Source organism: Nostoc sp., from assembly GCF_054880495.1.
Window position 1 is genome coordinate 1 of the sequence record NZ_JBTYKD010000067.1, and the last position, 19,275, is coordinate 19,275.

General features: G+C 42.2%; 19 protein-coding genes and 2 pseudogenes. 5 read left to right on the plus strand and 16 right to left on the minus strand.

The window, feature by feature from the left end; translation table 11 throughout:
* The 10 genes from ACYTXL_RS07800 to ACYTXL_RS07845 form a co-directional block, all read right to left on the minus strand.
* Positions 1-632: HEAT repeat domain-containing protein (locus tag ACYTXL_RS07800; RefSeq protein WP_461924206.1), on the minus strand; the 632-nt coding region annotated here is incomplete at its 3' end.
* 439 nt (positions 633-1,071) lie between these two features.
* Positions 1,072-1,917 (minus strand): HEAT repeat domain-containing protein, encoded by an 846-nt coding sequence (locus ACYTXL_RS07805; RefSeq protein WP_461924207.1) that lies wholly within the window; start codon positions 1,915-1,917, stop codon positions 1,072-1,074.
* Positions 1,892-2,173 carry a phycobilisome linker polypeptide gene (locus ACYTXL_RS07810; RefSeq protein WP_461924208.1) on the minus strand — a complete coding sequence of 94 codons (282 nt, stop codon included), beginning with the start codon at positions 2,171-2,173 and terminating at the stop codon, positions 1,892-1,894. Before ACYTXL_RS07810 ends, ACYTXL_RS07805 begins: the two co-directional genes overlap by 26 nt.
* Before the next feature lie 89 nt (positions 2,174-2,262).
* Complete coding sequence (locus ACYTXL_RS07815) at positions 2,263-3,132, minus strand: phycobilisome rod-core linker polypeptide (RefSeq protein WP_461924209.1); 870 nt, start codon at positions 3,130-3,132, stop codon at positions 2,263-2,265.
* A gap of 228 nt (positions 3,133-3,360) precedes the next feature.
* Positions 3,361-4,173 (minus strand): phycobilisome rod-core linker polypeptide, encoded by an 813-nt coding sequence (locus ACYTXL_RS07820; RefSeq protein WP_461924210.1) that lies wholly within the window; start codon positions 4,171-4,173, stop codon positions 3,361-3,363.
* A gap of 162 nt (positions 4,174-4,335) precedes the next feature.
* Positions 4,336-4,827, minus strand: a complete 492-nt coding sequence (gene cpcA, locus ACYTXL_RS07825; RefSeq protein WP_118168224.1) for a phycocyanin subunit alpha — start codon at positions 4,825-4,827, stop codon at positions 4,336-4,338.
* A gap of 88 nt (positions 4,828-4,915) precedes the next feature.
* A complete protein-coding gene (locus tag ACYTXL_RS07830) occupies positions 4,916-5,437 on the minus strand; it encodes a phycocyanin subunit beta (RefSeq protein WP_292795291.1) in 522 nt (173 codons plus the stop codon).
* Positions 5,438-6,158: 721 nt separating this feature from the next.
* Positions 6,159-6,641: a tubulin-like doman-containing protein gene (locus ACYTXL_RS07835; RefSeq protein WP_461924211.1), complete on the minus strand. Its 483-nt coding sequence runs from the start codon at positions 6,639-6,641 to the stop codon at positions 6,159-6,161.
* On the minus strand, positions 6,592-7,035 hold the full coding sequence (locus tag ACYTXL_RS07840; RefSeq protein WP_461924220.1) for a tubulin-like doman-containing protein: 444 nt from the start codon (positions 7,033-7,035) through the stop codon (positions 6,592-6,594). Before ACYTXL_RS07840 ends, ACYTXL_RS07835 begins: the two co-directional genes overlap by 50 nt.
* Before the next feature lie 295 nt (positions 7,036-7,330).
* Entirely contained in the window at positions 7,331-10,255 is a 2,925-nt protein-coding gene (locus ACYTXL_RS07845; protein WP_461924212.1) for a GAF domain-containing protein, read from the minus strand.
* A gap of 133 nt (positions 10,256-10,388) precedes the next feature.
* Between ACYTXL_RS07845 and ACYTXL_RS07850 the strand changes: the two genes are divergently transcribed.
* Together ACYTXL_RS07850 and ACYTXL_RS07855 are read left to right on the plus strand one after the other, a co-directional pair.
* Complete coding sequence (locus ACYTXL_RS07850; RefSeq protein ID WP_461924213.1) at positions 10,389-10,568, plus strand: hypothetical protein; 180 nt, start codon at positions 10,389-10,391, stop codon at positions 10,566-10,568.
* A 202-nt stretch (positions 10,569-10,770) separates the two neighbouring features.
* A complete protein-coding gene (locus ACYTXL_RS07855) occupies positions 10,771-11,913 on the plus strand; it encodes a quinone-dependent dihydroorotate dehydrogenase (RefSeq protein ID WP_461924214.1) in 1,143 nt (380 codons plus the stop codon).
* Positions 11,914-12,244: 331 nt separating this feature from the next.
* Here the strand turns inward: ACYTXL_RS07855 and ACYTXL_RS07860 are convergent, their stop codons facing one another.
* From ACYTXL_RS07860 to ACYTXL_RS07880, 5 genes and pseudogenes are all read right to left on the minus strand, one after another.
* Positions 12,245-12,970, minus strand: coding sequence for a hypothetical protein (locus ACYTXL_RS07860; RefSeq protein WP_461924215.1), 726 nt, complete (start codon positions 12,968-12,970; stop codon positions 12,245-12,247).
* Positions 12,971-13,467: 497 nt separating this feature from the next.
* Positions 13,468-13,710, minus strand: coding sequence for a WD40 repeat domain-containing protein (locus ACYTXL_RS07865; protein ID WP_461924221.1), 243 nt, complete (start codon positions 13,708-13,710; stop codon positions 13,468-13,470).
* A gap of 116 nt (positions 13,711-13,826) precedes the next feature.
* A complete protein-coding gene (locus tag ACYTXL_RS07870; protein WP_461924216.1) occupies positions 13,827-13,973 on the minus strand; it encodes a hypothetical protein in 147 nt (48 codons plus the stop codon).
* Positions 13,973-14,272: pseudogene (locus ACYTXL_RS07875) on the minus strand (ATP-binding protein); the annotation flags it as partial. The gene ACYTXL_RS07870 and the pseudogene ACYTXL_RS07875, both read right to left, overlap by 1 nt.
* Positions 14,268-14,693 (minus strand): annotated as a pseudogene (locus ACYTXL_RS07880) (CHASE2 domain-containing protein); the annotation flags it as partial. The pseudogenes ACYTXL_RS07875 and ACYTXL_RS07880, both read right to left, overlap by 5 nt.
* Before the next feature lie 741 nt (positions 14,694-15,434).
* Between ACYTXL_RS07880 and ACYTXL_RS07885 the strand changes: the two are divergent.
* From ACYTXL_RS07885 to ACYTXL_RS07895, 3 genes are all read left to right on the plus strand, one after another.
* Entirely contained in the window at positions 15,435-15,956 is a 522-nt protein-coding gene (locus tag ACYTXL_RS07885; RefSeq protein WP_196517317.1) for a LabA-like NYN domain-containing protein, read from the plus strand.
* 95 nt (positions 15,957-16,051) lie between these two features.
* Positions 16,052-17,656, plus strand: coding sequence for a 2-isopropylmalate synthase (locus tag ACYTXL_RS07890; protein WP_461924217.1), 1,605 nt, complete (start codon positions 16,052-16,054; stop codon positions 17,654-17,656).
* Between the two features lie 187 nt (positions 17,657-17,843).
* Positions 17,844-18,524, plus strand: coding sequence for a SnoaL-like polyketide cyclase (locus tag ACYTXL_RS07895; RefSeq protein ID WP_461924218.1), 681 nt, complete (start codon positions 17,844-17,846; stop codon positions 18,522-18,524).
* Positions 18,525-18,748: 224 nt separating this feature from the next.
* On the opposite strand, the gene ACYTXL_RS07900 is transcribed toward ACYTXL_RS07895, so the two are convergent.
* Positions 18,749-19,075, minus strand: coding sequence for a GNAT family N-acetyltransferase (locus tag ACYTXL_RS07900; protein ID WP_461924219.1), 327 nt, complete (start codon positions 19,073-19,075; stop codon positions 18,749-18,751).
* Between the last annotated feature and the right edge of the window lie 200 nt (positions 19,076-19,275).

Sequence of the window (19,275 nt, forward strand, 5' to 3'; positions counted from 1 at the left end):
TTTACACGGGTGCGAACTCCCAGATCGGCATCTGTATCGAGCATTTGCTGAAGTTGATTTGTAATCCGCGACGCTTGATTGGGTAAACTGACTGCGTTGTTTACCGCCGCAGGCATCGCGATCGCTAGGGTTTCTAAACTCGTCACTGCTGCATAGCGCACTACCCACTCTGGATCTTGAGAAATTAGTAATAGCGCCTCTAATACCTGAGTCTGAACAGATTCCAGTTTCTCAGGCGGTACTTGGTGCCAGCGTAAAGTGCCTAATCCCCTGGCAGCTGCCCGCCGCACACTCAAAGAAAAATCGGTTTTTGCTGCCTCTAACAACGTATCCAGCGCTCGGATATCGCCAATTCCCGCTAAGGCACGAACAGCCCAGGCTCTAGCACCATAGTTGTAATTATCAATTAGTTCCAATAGTGGTGGTACTGCGGCTTCCCCGATCGCAATTAGTCCATCTACCGCCGCCACCGCCGCACCAGGATTGTTGTAGCCCAAAGCTGTAATCAGTGTGGGAACGGATTCCTCTATACCAGCTGCTGCTAACTCTTGAACTGCGTCTACTAAGCGCTCTGAAGAATCTGCTTCTTCCACAGCACGGATCAATATTTGGGCAAGTTCACTATTATTCATAATAATTTTTCATGGGTCATTAGTCGTCAGCCAATTCTAGCTTAGGTTATCCGTAGTTACCATCATATTTAAACCCCCTAGCACTGATTTCGCAGTTAGTTTGGGGGTTTCGCTGTGGTAAACAATTAAATTTACACGTATTAATGACAACTCGTTATAGCCTTTCCTAATCTAGTCAGGTATAGCTTAACCTCACCCCGATAAGCTCTGCTTATATCTCATCTCTCCGAACTCACGGAGAGGGGTTGGGGGTGAGGTTTTGATATATACTTCATGCACCTGGAAACCGCTATATCTATAGGACTCCTATTTGATTTTTGAAAAAAATTCAGTACACCCTGAAAAGGCTTCCTTCCATTCGGCTACGCTCACGGCAAGCCCACTCCCTGTCTACGCAAATAATTTCAAAAATCAAAGCAGACTGCTATATAACTTAGAACTACAACAGCGAGTCCATCAAATTCATCACTTTAACCGCACCTACTGACAAAGTGCTTGCTGCGGTGTGGTTAACTTGATATTCTAATAATCCTTTAAGAGAAATTAGCTTCAGACTATTTTCGGCAAGAGTCTGCGCGATCGCATCTGCTGCGGGTAGATATCCAATAGCTCCTAAATCTGCTAAGACTGCTCGACGCAATTGCAATTTCTCTCCCGCCAAAGCTTGTACTAACCGTTCTGCATAAACTGGTTCTTGGGTTAATTGATACATAGCTCGTGCAGCAGCATATTGAACCAATTCGATTGGGTGCTCTAAAAATGGCTTTATCAAAGGGATGAACTCAGTCGCCCTCAAGATTCCCAAGGCTTCTAAGATGGAGTCGTAAGGTTGAGATAAATCAGGCTGCTTTGATATCAGCTGCTCTTCCTGCAAGCCTACTTGTAATAACTTGATCAGCGCGGGAATACAAAGCGGATCACCCAACATCTCCAAAGATTGTACCGCCGCTTCCCGCACATAAAAATCCGAGCAGTCTAAACACCCAATTAAAGGTAATACTGCCTGGCGATCGCTTAGTTTTCCTAAGGCTCTAGCGGCGTTTCGTCGTAGAGGATATCCGCCTTCTGGTGTCCTGTCGGCTTTATCCTCTAACGCTTTGATCAGTGCTGTAACCGCTGCTGCTTCAGATATCCGAAACCTACCCAACCACCAGGCAGCATAAAACCGCAGACCTAAATCTGCACCTTCAAGATTAGCTAGAGCCTGCTCTATCGTTAAAGATTCACCGTCGGCATTGTCACTTGTCAGTGATAAATCTTCAATTTTCTGCGGACTGGGATTCATGAGCAGAAGGATGATCGCTGTGTTCGCTATCTGTTTGAGTCTGGGCGTTCAATGGCTGAATGCTGACTATTTTCCCACCCAAGCGAGTAATTCTCTGCATTTCTTGATTCATCCGGTTCTCAGGCACCGTGAAAAACACACTGGCACTAGAACGAATCGGATAGCCAACTTTTTCTGTTTCTTCGCTTTGGCGCAGACCGACTACTTCATAGCGGAAGGAGCGATTACTATTTCTACCATTAATTTGTCCAAGCATAAATCAATTCCTAATTTATAAATTGAAGTTGTCATTAGTCCTTTGTCCTTGGTCTAAAATTAATGACCAATGACTAATGACCAATGACACTAAAGTGGTTTCACACTGGCAATTTTACCACCTTGTTTTACCACTCTCTGGAAGTAACTAGATAGTTCTTCATAGGGTATAATCACCGCTTGATTTACACGGCGTGTGCTAGGATACCCAGCTCCAAAAACGCCTGCCACTTCAATACGGTAAAGTCTGCCTTCTTTACCAAAAGTTCCCGCACCACCGAAAGTACTGTTGGGGGTAACGCCTTTTTCAGAAGCAACGTATGAAAAGCCTGAGGGGCCACCAGAGGGAGGAACAACGATGGATGCACCATTGCGACCTAGTTCGCTAGCAAGGCGCGAGGACTTGCCTTTCAGTTGGGAGGTATCGCTACTAGCATAGCCCCGATAAAGTTGGAATATCCGACTAAATCCCACAGTTTTCTGTCCTATTTGGGTTTTAAAGCCACGATAGTAAGGGACAATATTTTCACCAAAGCTAGATTGATACTCTGATGAATCAATATAAGAATCAATATCAGCTTCATATCCCTTGGTTTGATACAAGTCCAAGTGATAGACCACCTCAGACTCATCATAGGGGGCACGACCCAACAAATGTTTATAGTTCAGCTCGATGAGGCGAGTTTGGAAGCTGTCGTAGAAAAACTTGGATTTGTACAGTTCTGATTTAGCTACTTGACGCACAAACTCTTGCACTGTATTTTTTCCATCGCGCAGGATAGATTCAGCACTTGTAAGGCGGTCAGATGTCAATATGTAGTTGTTGCCCAACACCTGACGATAGACGGCAGCAATTACTCTCTCAATATCTTCTTTGGTTGCATTTGGGCGCAATTCTACAGGAGCCTGATCACTAAAAGGCTCTGTTCCCAGACGGGACGCTGCTGTTGTAATAGCCATTGGTAATTTTCCTTTTGTAATTGGTAGTTGGGAAAAATTAGGAGTTAGGAGTTAAGAGTTAAGATTAGGGGTAGAGTTAGGAATTTAAAACTCATAACTTCTAACCCTTCTCTACGAGACCCTTCGCGAACGGCAAGTGTTACAGTGAGCTTACCGAACTGCTCAGGGCATCGCTCCTCACTCCTCACTCACAACTTCTAACTCCTCACTTAATTCCCGATTCCCTATTTATACGGCAGTAATGCTAATCACTTTACTGCCCTTGCGATTCAACTGCTGCAATTTACTAGAAAGTTGTTCGTAGGGTACGATCAATTCCGCAGTACCACGCCGTACTACAGTTGAGTTCGGGGAAGCTACTTGTAGGACTGTAATCCGGTATGTTTCGCCGCGACCACCTGTAGAGAGACCTGTTAAGGCTCCGGCAGAGACTGGGTAAATGGGTGAAGCTAGATTCTTAGCTACTTCCCAGGTTAGCCGTCCTTGTTTTTGTCCTTGAGCGCGATCGCTATTGGCATAACCCCGATACAGTTGCAACAGTCGGCCAAATCCAACGGTTTTCTGTCCTACTTGACTTTTAAAGCCTCGATAGTAGGGCACAATATTTTCGCCAAAACTCTCTTGATATTCTAATGAGTCAATGTAGGAGTTAATCTCAGCTTCATAACCTTGTGAGTTGTAAAGCTCAACATGGTACGAAATCTCTGACTCCTCTTGTGGGGCACGCCCCAATAAATGCTTATAATTCAACTCGATAAACCGAGTTTGGGAGTTGGAGTAGAAAAACTTATCCCGATAGAGTTCCGATTGAGCAATGGCTTGCACAAATCCCCGAACTGAGATTGAACCTTCCTGCAACAGTGATTCCGCACTGACAAGACGCTCTGCTTCCAGTAGGTATTCATTACCTAAAACCTGACGGTAAGCTGCCCGGATAATCACTGCCACATCCGCTTCTATTCGATCAGGACGTAGTTCTACCAGTGCTGAGTTTTCAAATGCTCCAATCCCTAATCTTGCTGCTTGTCCCAAAGCTGCCATTTTTAACCTCCTCAGTTTTAACTGCAAAACTGAAAACTTTTTAGAAAAATTTTTTCTAGTCTTTTAACAGTCTTTTGAAAATAAAACTGCCCGGAGAGGTAAACAACTCATAGAACTTACTTGTCATCAGAGCTGATTTCCTCTCCGGGCTAAAGAAATACTCTAGCTTAGAGTATTGATTACATAGTCGATGTAAGAATTGGCTTCAACAGCTGGATCACCGCTTAGACCGTGGTTGGCTTTGATGTACTTGAGAGCTTCAATGTACCAGCTAGGAGACAGATCAAAAGTCCGGTTAATTTCAGCCAAGCCAGAAATCAAGAAATCATCCAAGGGGCCTGTGCCACCGACAACTAAGGCATAAGTGATAATCCGCAAGTAGTAGCCTACATCACGTACACACTTGCCTTTACCGCGTGCATCAGACGCGAAGTTGGGGCCTTGTTGTTGAGTGGTGTAAGGGAACTTGCTATACACAGCTTGAGCTGCACCTTCGGTCAATCGTTGAGCATTGGCGCTCAAGGCTTTTGCTGCTTGTAAGCTAGCTGGCGCTTGGCGGAAGCGACCAAAAGCAACTTGAATCTCGGTGCTGCTGAGATAGCGTCCTTGAGAATCAGCCGATGCAATTGCTTCAGTTAGAGGTGTTTTTGTCATTTTGGTATTTTCCTTTTACAAACTTTTGGTTGAAATTTTGTTTTGTCCTAATGGACAATTATCTCAGTCGATAGCAGCAATGTCTGGCTTAAGCTACTGCTGAAGCAGCACGATCAAAATAGCTAGCTATTTCAGATGCCAAAGCGCTGCAATCTCCTTTGGTGATGTTGTTTGTATCGTTGACAATGGCCAAGGAAGCTTGTTTTAGCTTCTGAATACCAACCGCAACTGAGGCTCCTGGAGTTCCCAATGCTAAATAGGTTTCCCGCAAACCATTAAGGGCACGGTCATCTAGCACGCTAGAATCGCCAGCAAAGATCGCATAGGTGATATAGCGAAGAATGATGTCTAAGTCTCTGATGCAAGCAGCTGCGCGACGGCTGGTGTAAGCATTACCACCGGGAGTGATCAATTGGGGTTGTTCTGCCCACAAATCACGAGCCGCAGCAGCAACAAGAGCAGACGCATTGCTGGTAATCCGGTTAACAGCATCTGCACGCTTGTTACCATCTTTGACTAGTTCGCTCAATGCATCCAATTGTGAATCGGAGAGATATTCCCCACGTGTATCAGCTTGGGAAACTACTTTTGCAAATGCATCTAAAACCATTACGTTAAATCTCCAAATTTGCTTGGTTATGAATAATTCGACTCAAAACTGAATGGTTCAGTTTATTTTTGATGTCAGTACTGCCTGACGAGTTACGAAAGGTTTAAAACAGACATCTCAAGAAATAAGTTTACGATCTCCAGGCTTTCAGATTAAAACTTTTGTTAGAAAACTTCAAACTTCTCTGAACCACTGGAAAACCTGATTAAGATGTTGTTTTTTCTTCAACTTATCTTTATACAATGCTGCTGCATCATTATTTATTACAAATTATTGTCATATTTGTGAATTTTATTTACATAACTTCACATCTGTCTCTCTGTTAGTTTATGAGAAGTTATTACAGCCCGGCAAAAATAACTATCCAGTTGAAAAGGGCTAAAAAGCCAATGAAATCTGTCGTCCGGGCAAAGCATTGCTCGCTACAGCAGATTGCAACTTGGTGAGGTACAGATAATCGTAGGGGCACAACATGTTGTGCCCCTACCCGTGTACTTTATTTACCTGAAATACGCTGTAATTACCCGGACATGATATTACACTCCGCACTCGGAATTTTTGCTGATTAGTACATTCGTCGGGGTGTATTGCAATATGCCCCGACGATGGGATATTTTTTTAATTTAAGTTCTGCAAAATGGATGGTTCGCGTTTCTCGCCATAGCATAAATAGGGCGATTTAACGCCTAATTCAGAGGGTTATACTCTGAAAGTAGATGATCTAAAAGCTTACCTTCGTTGCTAAGTTGCAATCTTCTAAAAATCGAGTGATTTCGTTTTCTAAATCGATTATTGGGGTAGATGCCATTAACTCATTCTTTAACAAGTTTTGAGCGTCCTCTAATTTCATCCGCTCATATTGTTGTACTGGCAGAGTCAGGGTAGCAAAGCCAAAACTACAGTAATTTATATTGCGTCCTCGAATTTTTTCACCAGTTGCCAGATAAGCCCGAATGTTATCAGCAACGTTAGCAGCATCTAGACCGATTTGAGAACCAATCTGGATATACAAACCATCTGCAACTAAATTTTGTAAATCATCTGGACGACTGATTACAGTTCCATTTTTGTTAACCCCGTCAATTAAAAATACCGCATCAAATGGAGGGCGATCGGCTTTGACTTTTCTGATCCCATAATCAATCTCAATGCTATTAAGACGGCGACAATCCCCAAAAGTGTTCGATTTCCTTGAGAGCGCCATAAGCATTAGATTTCACCAAATGAGTTTGGGGAATATTGGCAAACACTCTCGGTAAAACAAATACCCCCGTAATATTAGAAAAATTACTGAGATGTTCTCGTGTTAAAAATGCCACATCTAAGAATTTGCCACTGCCCGTCCCGCCAGCCAAACTGCCAACAATAAAAACTTCGACACCATCCCGACTGGAAACTTGAAAGTTATCTGAAAATACTTGTTTACTAGTGCGAATTTCCCGTACAGCATTGATTGCTTGAGCAATTAAAGCGTCAATATCCGCTACTTTAGCAAATAAGGCCAGCCGTCCCCGTGCGCGAATCTGTCCGGCACCACTGATTAGACTGGCTGCTGAAATGTCTCTAGTCCACCATTCAGCGATGTGGTCATTACGTATTAGCGGTAGGGGATTTGCTACAGAGAGGTTAAAAGCCCCTTGATTTTCTCTTAGGAATGTGGATTAAATAAAATGCAAAACTTCATCCTGTATCTAGCTTCCCTCTCCAATATATCGGAGAGGGATTGAGGGTGAGGTAAGCCAGGGACATAAATTGTATGTTATTTAATTCTTATTCCTTAGTCCACCTCCGTGGACTTCTCTGCGAGACCCTACGCGTAGCTTGCTTCTCCGTAGGAGTACGTTTGTTTGTGTAGTAGTGAATTCTATTCGCCCAATACTTTTCAAACATCCTCTAAGAATCATGACCAACTAACGGCAACAACAAGCGGCTAACTACCCGATTATCTGGTAATTGGTAGAAATTCAACTCTCCTCCCAACTCCTGCATGAGGTTTTGGCAGATCAGCAGATGTAAGGCTGGTGGTTGGTCGAGGTTGGAGGGAGCAAGCACATCTTTCGATGTATTATCATGTAGTTCCGTAAGTAACTGTGGTTCGATGGCACCGTTGTATGTAATCGACAGTTCTAGCGATGTCTGATGATCAGTTCCTACGCTTGCAAAAGAATGCTTTGCATTTAGGTTTTTAGATGCATCAAAACGGCGACACCAAATATCAATTCTGCCGCCAGTTTGAGAACGGTTACAGGCAGTAACCAATAATTCATGGATAACTAATTCAATTTTGACAATATCACCAGTGATCGCCATTGCAGATTGAGCGTTTGAGGTAGAAACGCCTCTAGCTAATGAAGAATTATTTGGCGACTCTTGCACTTCAATTTGCTGTCCCAAACCATGTACACCAATCCACAGCTTTTGTTGTTTAAGTAAATTTTCGATGCGTTCGAGCGATCGCTTCAGTAAACTGGCTATGGACATAGTTTCCCAACTAATATGTAGCCGCCACTGCTCAAGTTTAAGCATTCCACTCATGGAGGTAACTGTGTGATCTAACTGCTGTAGCAATAGTTGGTAGCGCATCTGAGTAAGTTCATTAGTAGGAATGCCCAAATCATGTATTTGTTTAAGGGACAGCGCCGTTATTCTTTGGATTTGCTCAAGGCGACGATGTTTGTACCAGTTGAGTTGTCGTAATTCCTCTATTGTGGATTTTAGAAGTTGAGTAATTTGCTTTTCACGACGCCACCAAGCTAATAGAGAAATTAGAGTTGCGATCGCACTGAGGTTTTGTTCTGACCAGCGACGCTCTTGATAGTCTGCCAACAACACTACACCTGTGGTTTCATAATCAGCATTGGTACGTAATGCCATCACCAAAATTTGACCTTTGTCTGGAGCTTTCAACCATTTCCGGGTTTCCGGGGGTAAATTATCCACCTTCAAAGTCAGGTAATTCTCCGTAACAAGTGCCCACTGAATTAAGGCTTCAGCCTGGATCGGAATAGATGCATCAAAAAAAATCCCAAATTGACTATTGTCAATCACTCCAGGGATAATTTCTGCCCAACTTTCACCAGGCGACCAAGATAGCACTATCGCTAGGGGACAGCCCAAAATCGATGCTATTTGTTCGAGTGCTGTACGTTCTAAATGCTTTTTTTCGACCTCAATTTTGCTGTTCTGGGATTGTGTCAGGATGCGTATGCATTGCTCAAATGCCTGGGAAACTTTTTGCTGCTGGGTGGTGCGGTTATGTAATTGCCACTGACGAATAATGACCCCAATCTGTTGACTAACAGCCCACAGCAATTCTTTTTCCAAAGTTGTCCAAGAATGATGACTTTCGTGAGTGATCACTAAAAGCGCTCCTGGTATATGCTCGTGAGTGCATTTACAAACAAGTAGCGATCGCACACCATTTTCTAACAACAAGGGACGCCAGTTAAAAAAGCGTAAATCTTCATCTAAGTTCTGAATTTCCACCGCTTGAGTTGAACGTTGCAAAAGCTGCCCATCTAATTCTTTGAGAGTATCAAGGGTAAATGTCAACAGTCGGCGATTATGGGGCTGATTTTGATAAATAAATTGATAATTATTCTGCTCAGGGTCATACTGCAACAGCAGAAATCGCGTCGCAGTTAGTCGAGCTAAAACTTTTTTAGCACAGCTATGCAAAGTATCCTGAAGGTCATGTTCGCTATAAATACCTTGGGCAACTTGGCTAGTTAGTTGAGCATCCTCTTGAATCTGTTTGATAGTGCTTTCCATACTTTCGCTAGATGCAACCAGAGAGATAAAGCCAGCAACACCCTGGACAAAATTTTTGTCTGCCTCCGTCCAGATCCGAGGTTCATTGCTTTCTACCGCCAGAAAACCTACTAAGTCCTTTTGCCAGATGATCGGAGATGCCAAGAGCGATCGCAGCTTCAGCCGTTGCAGCAATTTTGCCGTAAAATGGCTCTTTAAAGAACTGTGGGCACCACCAATCGAGACAATTTGATTAACTGTCAAAGCATAATAAAAGTCGCTCAAGTCCTGCACCGTCATTCCTGCTGCTTGCTGACTGCTGGAATTGGGATCGAGTTTGACAAGCTGATTGCTCATCCGACACCAAAAGTAACGCCCTTCCCGCTCAAACCAGTAAATATTTGTCCGACTGGGAGAGACAAATTTATGAGTTGCTTGCACTGCTGCTTCAAGTCTTTGATTAAGGTTAGTCAGGCTGCGTAAATTTTCCAGCAATTCTAACAATGGCTCGTCAGTTCTTTTAGTTTGCTTGTGCTGCAAATCCATCTCATTTTGAGAAATCATTGCCCCCAGTTCGCCTAAAACCATCATCAAACGGGCTTTTGCTTCCCCTGTTATTAGGTAGCCCCAGCGTTCTGAACCTAGTAACAGCAAGCCGAAGCAACGATCTTTATAGCGAATTGGTAAAATAATCGTTCCCTTGATCTGGAATTTTTTGGCAATTTTTTGCCATTCGGCGGCGCGGATTTCAGTTTGTAAATCTGCTACACCCAAGGGATGTTGTTCAATCACTACTTGGTCTAATAAATCTCCAGGACTAAGAACAACTCTTTGGCGTAAAAAGACCGTATCATTATCAGGTGTAGTGCCACCTTTGCCGAACAATATGTGATTCAGGCGATCGTAAAGAGCAATCCAAATCAGTCTGTAGTCAAACTGTTCTTTGAGATAAGAAATAGTAGTTTGAATCAGAACGTCAACATCATCTTCTTCTCTGAGGCTCTGGAGGACACGTGCCAACGAGAGGATCTGCTGTTCGGCGGCTATAGATTTTTGCGGCTGCCCCATCTGATTTATTGGTTAACATAGCTTGTAATATATAAGATGCCCAAAAAAGCATCCTGAGTAATATTGCCAGGGGTGTTTGCTGAAAGTTCTAGCTAAGGGGTTCGTTGAAGTTAGATTAGGGAGTGCTAGAGAAATGGGCGAAACTTCATCTGATGCTCTAAAGGAGCACAGACAAGTCTTAGAGGAAAAGCGAGAGTCTGCTGAAGACACTAGGATTTCACAAGAGAAGCAGCGACAGCTTGCTGAAGAAATGAGAAATTCTGCCGAAGAACTCCGACAAACTAAAAAAGAACTCCGACAAGCTAAAGAGTAAGCGCGGCAGTCTATTTAAAATAATTCGTAATACTTCTCTACGAGAGGCTGCGCCAACGGCTGCGCTCAGTACAAGTTCGTAATGACGCTCGATGACTCGCTAACGTAATTCGTAATGACGTTTGCGGACTCATTACCCACTCGTAGATAATTCTGGAGTGAATTCTGACTGCTGACTTCTGAGTTCTTCTTTATAAAAGCTAATGGATATTTATAAATTTGCCATTCGTCCGCTTTTGTTCAATGTGGTAAAAACCGATTCCGAGTGGCTACACCAACAGACGATTCGCAGTTTTAGTTTGCTATCGGAAACAGGCGATCACCCTCCTGCTAGTTGGGTAAACCAACGCCTAAAGCAGTCCTTATGTCTGTACGATTCCCGCCTAAAACAAAGTTTGTTTGGGCTAAACTTCCCTAATCCCGTCGGGTTAGCAGCTGGCTTCGACAAGGATGGAGTAGCTGCTGGCATTTGGTCTAACCTGGGTTTTGGCTTTGCAGAATTGGGAACTGTAACTTTTCACGCACAGCCAGGAAATCCGCGTCCCCGCTTGTTTCGTTTGCCCTTGGATAAAGCTGCTCTCAATCGGATGGGCTTTAATAATCGTGGTGCAGCAGCAATGGCGGCACGTTTGGGACAGGAAAAACAGGAGTTAAGCCAGTCAATACCTATAGGGATAAATTTAGGTAAATCTAAGGTAACTCCCCTAGAAGCAGCCGCACAGGATTATCTCGATAGCTATCGCTTACTCAAGGATTTGGGAGACTATTTTGTTGTTAATGTCTCTTCTCCCAATACACCGGGATTGCGATCGCTCCAAGATGCTTCTATGCTCAGTGCCATCTTGAATTTATTACAAGAAGAAAATAATACACAAAAACCAATTTTTGTCAAGATAGCGCCAGATTTAGAATGGTCAGCGATCGCTGATATTATAACTCTTGCTAAAACCTACCGATTGGCGGGGATTATCGCCACTAACACCACTATCCGCCGTGATCGACTAAAAACCCAGGTGATTGACCAAACTGGCAAATCACCCCAGCATGAAGCTGGCGGAATTAGTGGTGAACCATTGCGCGATCGCTCCACTGAGGTAATTCGTTTTATTTGGCAGCAAACCCAAGGACAAATCCCGATTATTGGCGTTGGTGGCATCTTTTCTCCTGAAGATGCTTGGGAGAAAATTACTGCTGGTGCTAGCCTGATCCAGGTTTATACTGGCTGGATTTACGAAGGACCACTGATGGTACGCCGGATTCTTTTAGGTTTGCTTATCCTACTAGAACAAAGCGGATTAAATTCTATCAACGAAGCTGTGGGTTTAGAATTCAAAAATCAAAAGTAATTATAGCGTTGCTTAATCATATTAGGTACATCATAGTCGCCTCCTCGCTTGCTCTTAGGGGGTTGGGGGTGGGGTTCTTGTACTAGCCCTTTCAAGGTGGTGAAATTTGGAACGAAGATTGGTTATTTCGACCTTCAAAAATCCCCAAATCTGAGCGGAGGATTCAAGGTGGTAGCACTGGAACAACGTATCTTCGTTTGTCACCTTGAAAGGACTAGTCCTATATTAGACATAGGAGTGAAAATTAATTCTGCGTTGCTCAAAATCCTTGGTAGGCACAATTCATGAATTGTGCCTACGCCATGTTTCACTCCTATGTCTATCGAACTGTTTAAGCTTCTTCCTCCACTGGGAAAAACTCCTTAATTTTTTCCGAGTATGACCAGGCAATACCATCAGGGTCTTTGCTGCGGCTCCACTCTGGAAACTCTGGATCATTTCGCCGTTTATAAACCGTACTAGAATAGACATTTAGCCGTTTGGCAAGTTCAGATTGGATCAGAGAGCCAAAAACTAACTGTTTTTCCAGCGATCGTTTAACTTGCTCATGGGTTGGCTGTGGGAGTGATTCGGTTTCTGGTTCTTCCTCCTGTGGGGTTGGTGGTGGTGCTAGGAGCGATCGCGCAGTTTTAGTAACTGGTTGAGCCGGAAGCTCTTTAACAGGCTCACTACTGTCAAGGATATTGCCAAGAATGCTGGCAGTTATAAAGTAATAAGACTGCCCTGCATCTTCAGAGTTCAGTACACTAGCACCAAATTCCGAGGCTTTACCATCCAAGTAGCGTTTTGCCGTTGTTCCAGGAAAATTGCCCCTGATTGCCAAGTCCATTGGCGTAAGTCTGCCCTGATTTTCCCGAACTAACTGATGAAAAATTGGGTTAACTCGCACAGTCCACTGTTGCCATTGATATTCCTGCCAAACCCTGAAGCCAATTACCAGCAAAATTACCGCTAGTAAAATCCTCCAGGTGGCAACTAGGAAAATAATCAAAAACGAGATGGGCAAAAGTAGAACGAGAAAAGCCTTGCCGTTACCTTCTATGGGTTTTTCACTCATGCCGATTTTTGCCAAGTGAATTTTAGGAAATAATATTATATTGGCAAAAATTTGGCTACTTTTTTGTATCTTTTGGCAAAGTTGCGGCAAATATGCCGGCAAAACCTTTATTAGGTAAGTGTTATACCTTTATTACCTTCTGCTTATGTGAGATGGTGCTGCGATCGCACAAAAGTTTTTTCCCAGTTAAAAATATTTGTAGGTTAGGTTGAACTGTTCGCGTAGTGTCCCGTAGGGAAGTGAAACCCAACAAAACTCTCAATATGTTGGGTTAGCCTGCGGGATCTTGCTACGTTCCTCAACCCAACTTACACATTTTTATTTTTTGGGCTTAACCGAACCGTATTGACCCCACCCCTTAATCCCCTCCCCGCGAGCGGGGAGGGGAGACGAAGCGTAGCTTTGGCTCTTTGGGGTTCTTCGGGTTTAATAAGTAATCAAGCGGACATGATATCATGCAAAATTAAATATACATTGCCAGGGCTTTTGCCAACCATCTACTTGATATCATCGCAGAGACGCTTGTCGCTCTCACCCAAATTCGAGTTATTCTGCAAATAATCATGCAACCAATTGCAACCCCGCATCAGCAATTGGTTTAAATTCTCCACAGACCACAACCGCGCTGTCTTGTCCCAAGATGCCGTGGCGATAGTTTTGCCGTCCGGGCTGAAACTCACGCTACCGATACCGCCTTGATGCCCTTGGAACTGATTAGGTTCTTTAATTTTATTGAGAATATAGCGGCTGCCATAATGGTTAGGACAAGTCTGCTATGGATAGCTGTGACAGCCGCTCTCTTAGGGTTTGCGAATGTCCTAAGCTGTCTGTCTACTGCTATAATTTGACTCAATGCCTATAAAGATGATATACCTGCCAATAATAATAGACATACCGCTAAACCAGAACTCACCATCAACCCCATCCGCCCTTGGCTAAGTTGTCGCTTGGCTTCTTGTTGAGCATTAACTAATATCTGCCTTGCATGTTGTTCAAGCTTCAAGTTTTGGCAGTAATCTTGGCAATACCTACAGATAATTCAGCCTCCACCCCAATATCTAGTGGTGTTTGCAAAAACTCTGAAACTTCTGTAAACAGATTTTTAAAGTATCCTGGTTTAAGGTTAATTTTTATTGCTTCCAGGCTTTGACTCACCTCACGAGCTACTGCTAATAAAATATCTGTAACATCAATATCAGCCATATCCAGGCTTTGGCTAGACTCAAAATAAACTACATGCAATCCCTGCTGCTCTAACTCGGCCTTTAACCGCAGTAACTCAGTGGATTTACCACAGCCGATATCCTGCTTTGATTAACTTTGTGATTACTTGAGCATATGCGGCACGTTGATAAGGATAAGATTTCAGTGTTTCTAGGTAGGCATATTGTTTCGGATCTGTTTTATAGTACTGTTCGGGAACTGATATTGATTGATCGTCTATTGCTAAAATTACGATATCTTCTGGAGGCACAATCGGCCTACGCAGTTGAAAAAAGTCAGAAAGCGCCTTATTTTCGCTCAATTGAACCAATTCCCCACCAGAAGCACTCAGCAGTGCCGCCCCCATTACCCAAGCACCAGCGAGGAGATGACCTAAGCTAACCATCCACTTAGATTGGCAAGCCAATGCTGTGAAAGTTACTTTTGTCGGTTTACTTGACAGTCTATTGGCAGGAGACACATAGTTTTTAGTTAAGGTAGATGTAGGTTCTTCTGCCATATCGTGTTACTGATTGATTTAAGTCCAACACTTTTATTTATTCAGACCACGTTTTACTACAAGCACATTGAAATAAGACTTAAATGACAATCTTATACATTTGTAAAGTATCTTTTATTCATCAACAAACTTTTATTACCAGAGCTAGCCCCCAAGAGATTTCTACTCAGGCATTGCCTAACTTATTCTTTTTCTGTTGAGTGAGTTATAAAAGAGTGATTGTCCCACAGATTAGAGCCGGATATACTCCGCCTGTGCATTTGGTTGCGGCGAGATTTTTCCCCAACCCAACCAACAGGTAGGTTACTAAGTCGATGCTCTACCAGAAGCTGTCTCAAGTCCGTCTTCTGTCTCTGGTGCAATATTGGTACTCCCCACAAAGCGTGTCCTGATGGTGAAAGCTTTACCTATAGATAGGCATTAATTTATATCCTACCTTAAGCCTATGCTATACCTCTTTAGGAGTAAAATTTAGTGTTATACAGCGATGAATGCTGTTACTGGGTCAATTTTATTGGTAGATTTTGATCACAGGGTAGCTCTTGCAGTGCCGGAGGTGAATAAGGTTTAGCACCCAGTATCTCAACTCCAATGTTGCAACCGTTTTTATGCCTTGAAAGAGGTAGGATAAAAGCTATAGTTCTAAGGCTACTTTATAGATATTAGCAAACTTGTCATTTGAGAATTGCTATAATCTATTGTTCAATCTAAATTCATTTATATTATTAGGTGTAAATTTGTATGGGTTCTCCAATGAATCGTCTGTCTATTTTTGTAGACGGAAACAATATGTTCTATGCTCAACAAAAAAATGGTTGGTTTTTTGACCCTCGGCGAGTCTTAGAATACTTCAAACATGAGCAATCAGAAACAACATTAATTAATGCATTCTGGTACACTGGCTTAAAAGACCCACAAGATCAGCGAGGTTTTAGAGATGCTCTAATTAGTCTAGGATATACAGTCAGAACTAAAATTCTGAAAGAATATTATGATGATACGTCTGGTCGTTACTCGCAAAAAGCGAATTTAGATATTGAAATTGTTGTAGATATGTTTAATACAGTAGACCAGTATGACCGAGTAGTATTATTCAGTGGCGATGGAGATTTTGAAAGAGCAATCGAGCTATTACGCTCCAAAAATACACATATTACGGTAGTATCAACAGAAGGAATGATAGCGAGAGAGCTACGTAATGCTACTGATAGATATATAGATTTAAATGATATCAGAGAACAAATAGAAAAAACTGAAGGTTAGTAGCCTTAACAATTTTTTACAAAGGTAAGAGTAAAAGAAAAACTAAGGTTGAAGATATATTAAGCCACAAGTCTAAACTAAACTACAAACCGCAAATGACAAACAAAACAGATCGAGTCATCATTTTTGATACGACATTGCGAGATGGAGAGCAGTGTCCAGGAGCAACTCTGAATATAGACGAAAAGCTAGTTATTGCCAAGCAATTAGCGCGTCTGGGTGTAGATGTAATTGAAGCAGGCTTTGCCTTTGCTAGTCCCGGAGATTTTGAAGCAGTCAAGAAGATTTCTCAAATTGTCGGGGTAGAAAATGGCCCGATAATTTGCAGTTTAGCAAGAGCGATAAAAGCAGATATTCAAGCCGCCGCCGAAGCATTAAAACCAGCAGTTAACGCTAGAATTCACACATTTATTTCGACTTCTGATGTTCATTTAGAGTATCAGTTGCGGAAGTCACGCGCAGAAGTGTTAGCGATCGCCCAAGAAATGGTAGCTTATGCTAAATCCTTCATGACAGATGTAGAATTTTCGCCGATGGATGCATCTCGTACCGATCCAGAATTTCTTTACCAAGTTTTAGAGGGAGCGATCGCAGCTGGTGCAACAACAGTTAACATTCCCGATACTGTGGGTTACACAACTCCTAGCGAATTTGGAGCCATAATTAAGGGGATTATCGAAAATGTCCCCAACATCGACCAAGCGATTATTTCCGTTCACGGTCATAATGATTTAGGCTTGGCAGTTGCTAACTTTTTAGAAGCCGTAAAAAATGGCGCACGGCAACTAGAATGTACGATTAATGGGATTGGCGAACGAGCCGGAAATGCCTCACTAGAAGAATTGGTAATGGCATTGCATGTCCGACGGCAATATTTTAACCCTTATTTGGGAAGACCAGCAGATTCTCAAGAATCCCTGACAAATATCGATACCCGCCAAATTTACAAAACTTCACGCTTAGTTTCTAATTTGACGGGAATGTTAGTACAACCAAATAAAGCGATCGTGGGGGCGAATGCCTTTGCCCATGAGTCTGGGATTCACCAAGATGGTGTGTTAAAAAACAGGCTGACCTACGAAATTATGGATGCTCAATTGATTGGCTTGACAGACAATCAAATAGTTTTGGGCAAACATTCAGGGAGAAATGCTTTCCGCACTCGGTTGAAAGAATTGGGCTTTGAACTGTCGGATACTGAATTAAATAAAGCATTCGTCAGATTCAAAGATGTAGCAGATAAAAAGAAAGAAATTTCTGATTGGGATTTAGAAGCGATCATTAACGATGAAATCCAACAAGCACCCGATTTGTTCCGGGTAGAATTGGTGCAAGTTTCCTGTGGTAGCAACGCCCTTCCCACTGCTACTGTCACCCTGCGTACCCCACAAGGTGAAGACTTAACTGATGCTGCCATCGGTACTGGGCCAGTGGATGCAGTTTACAAAGCCATCAATCGTGTGGTGAATGTGCCCAACCAGTTGATTGAGTTTTCTGTGCAGTCAGTAACAGCCGGTATTGATGCCATTGGAGAAGTGACGATTCGTTTACGTTATGAATCTAGAGTATTTTCCGGTCATGCGGCGAACACAGATATCATTGTGGCATCCGCGCAAGCTTATGTAAATGCGTTGAATAGGTTATATTCTGCATTGCAAACTCAAGAAAAGCAAGAGGAAGTATCTGCACAGAAAGTCTAAAAACAATCGAACCACAGATGAACCTCAATATTTATCTGTGGTTCTTTTTGTTCATCTTTTAATTTTGGCAAAAAGTCAAGTCTATTGAGTTCATTATGAATATTGTTTACATTTTTATATTTTTAGATTTACCTAATATCCATAAAACTTTATTCTAAAAAATAATGTTTATAGTCAGCTAGCTTGTATGAGTAACGAAAAAACCCCAGAATTGCCCCTCTGGGTACAAGATAGAGATATAGTGATTGCTCATGATGAAGAAGTACAATGGCGAGAAGGAATACGCCCGGATTATTCTCACACCAATGAATTTCTTCATCAAGAGAGTAAATTTCAGCATCCAGAAGGTTCTTTAGAAGCAATCGCTCAAAATTTAGTCCGAACTTTTGAGATGGAAGCTTCTAATAAATCTAATCCTCAACAGTGGCTTTCGATTGTTACTGATAAGTTTAGAATGAGTAGCAATGGAGGAGAACAATACACTGCTCAAGATGTTGCAGTCGAAGGTACTTATAACCTATTTCTGGGTGAAAGTCAGCAGTATAGCTCAAAATCAGAAACCTTTGAATCTTCATTTCAAGTTTTTCATAATGCTTTTCGTAATGGCTTTCTTTGGGAATTAACAGAAGTCCTTTCGGGGCCACCTAATGTAACCTTTAAGTGGCGACATTGGGGAACATTTAATGGTTCCTATAAAGACTATGCACCCACAGGGGAAACAATAGAAGTAGTAGGAGTTAGTATTGCTCGCGTGACTGATGATTTGAAGATTGAGTCTTTAGAGCATTATTTTGATAATAATACCTTTCTTGAGAAATTAACGGCAGGCGGTTGTCCCTTCCATTCTCAAAATCAGAAGAGTCACTAATTTTTATTTTGTTGTAGTCAAATAGTTCGCTTGATCAGCGCTTTTAGGAAATAACCGGGAGCGCTTATCTAGTGAAAGTGGTTTAGATAAGCTTTGCCCAATTTAGAAATTGCTTATGCTTGATCAGCATTAGAATTTAAACGCATCATGATTTTTTCTGGCTCTGTCAAATTTTTAAAACCATAACGGCGATAAAGTCCATGAGCATCTTTTGTGCCTAACATTCACCTTTGAACATCTTGCAATTCTGGATATTCCAAAATATATTCTACAAACCATTTTCCTAAACCCTGTCCTCGATAAGGCTCCAGAATAAAAACATCTTTTGACAACGCAGAAGTTGCATAATCAGTGATGACTCTGGCAAAGCCAACTTGTTGATTACCTTCATAAAGTCCAAAACATAAAGAATTTTTTATTGACTTTTCCACAAGAGCTAATAGTATATTTTCAGCCCAATAGGAAGTTTGTAAAAAATTATGAATAATTTGAATATCTAATTTAGATTTATCGGTGCTGATGTAAAATTTATGTTTTAATTCTTCGTTCATCTGGCTGAATATTCTATTTAATAGGTTGATGCGTAATAATTAATTCTAATTTATTCTTGCAGGGAAGCATCTCACTTTCTTAGAAAGCTCTTTAAACCTCACCCCAACCCAGGGTAAGCTCATCTAATTTGGTATAATGTGAACTTGACAAATCAAACAAAATAAGCATGAGAGACTGCCTAGAAAAAATACTTGACAGA

What these genes read in the sequence shown, in the direction of transcription:
- ACYTXL_RS07805 (WP_461924207.1), bottom strand. Translation starts at nt 1,917, where the DNA reads ATGAATCCCAGTCCGCAGAAAATTGAAGATTTATCACTGACAAGTGAC.
- ACYTXL_RS07810 (WP_461924208.1), bottom strand. Translation starts at nt 2,173, where the DNA reads ATGCTTGGACAAATTAATGGTAGAAATAGTAATCGCTCCTTCCGCTAT.
- ACYTXL_RS07815 (WP_461924209.1), bottom strand. Translation starts at nt 3,132, where the DNA reads ATGGCTATTACAACAGCAGCGTCCCGTCTGGGAACAGAGCCTTTTAGT.
- ACYTXL_RS07820 (WP_461924210.1), bottom strand. Translation starts at nt 4,173, where the DNA reads ATGGCAGCTTTGGGACAAGCAGCAAGATTAGGGATTGGAGCATTTGAA.
- cpcA (WP_118168224.1), bottom strand. Translation starts at nt 4,827, where the DNA reads ATGACAAAAACACCTCTAACTGAAGCAATTGCATCGGCTGATTCTCAA.
- ACYTXL_RS07830 (WP_292795291.1), bottom strand. Translation starts at nt 5,437, where the DNA reads ATGGTTTTAGATGCATTTGCAAAAGTAGTTTCCCAAGCTGATACACGT.
- ACYTXL_RS07835 (WP_461924211.1), bottom strand. Translation starts at nt 6,641, where the DNA reads ATGGCGCTCTCAAGGAAATCGAACACTTTTGGGGATTGTCGCCGTCTT.
- ACYTXL_RS07845 (WP_461924212.1), bottom strand. Translation starts at nt 10,255, where the DNA reads ATGGGGCAGCCGCAAAAATCTATAGCCGCCGAACAGCAGATCCTCTCG.
- ACYTXL_RS07850 (WP_461924213.1), top strand. Translation starts at nt 10,389, where the DNA reads ATGGGCGAAACTTCATCTGATGCTCTAAAGGAGCACAGACAAGTCTTA.
- ACYTXL_RS07855 (WP_461924214.1), top strand. Translation starts at nt 10,771, where the DNA reads ATGGATATTTATAAATTTGCCATTCGTCCGCTTTTGTTCAATGTGGTA.
- ACYTXL_RS07860 (WP_461924215.1), bottom strand. Translation starts at nt 12,970, where the DNA reads ATGAGTGAAAAACCCATAGAAGGTAACGGCAAGGCTTTTCTCGTTCTA.
- ACYTXL_RS07885 (WP_196517317.1), top strand. Translation starts at nt 15,435, where the DNA reads ATGGGTTCTCCAATGAATCGTCTGTCTATTTTTGTAGACGGAAACAAT.
- ACYTXL_RS07890 (WP_461924217.1), top strand. Translation starts at nt 16,052, where the DNA reads ATGACAAACAAAACAGATCGAGTCATCATTTTTGATACGACATTGCGA.
- ACYTXL_RS07895 (WP_461924218.1), top strand. Translation starts at nt 17,844, where the DNA reads ATGAGTAACGAAAAAACCCCAGAATTGCCCCTCTGGGTACAAGATAGA.
- ACYTXL_RS07900 (WP_461924219.1), bottom strand. Translation starts at nt 19,075, where the DNA reads ATGAACGAAGAATTAAAACATAAATTTTACATCAGCACCGATAAATCT.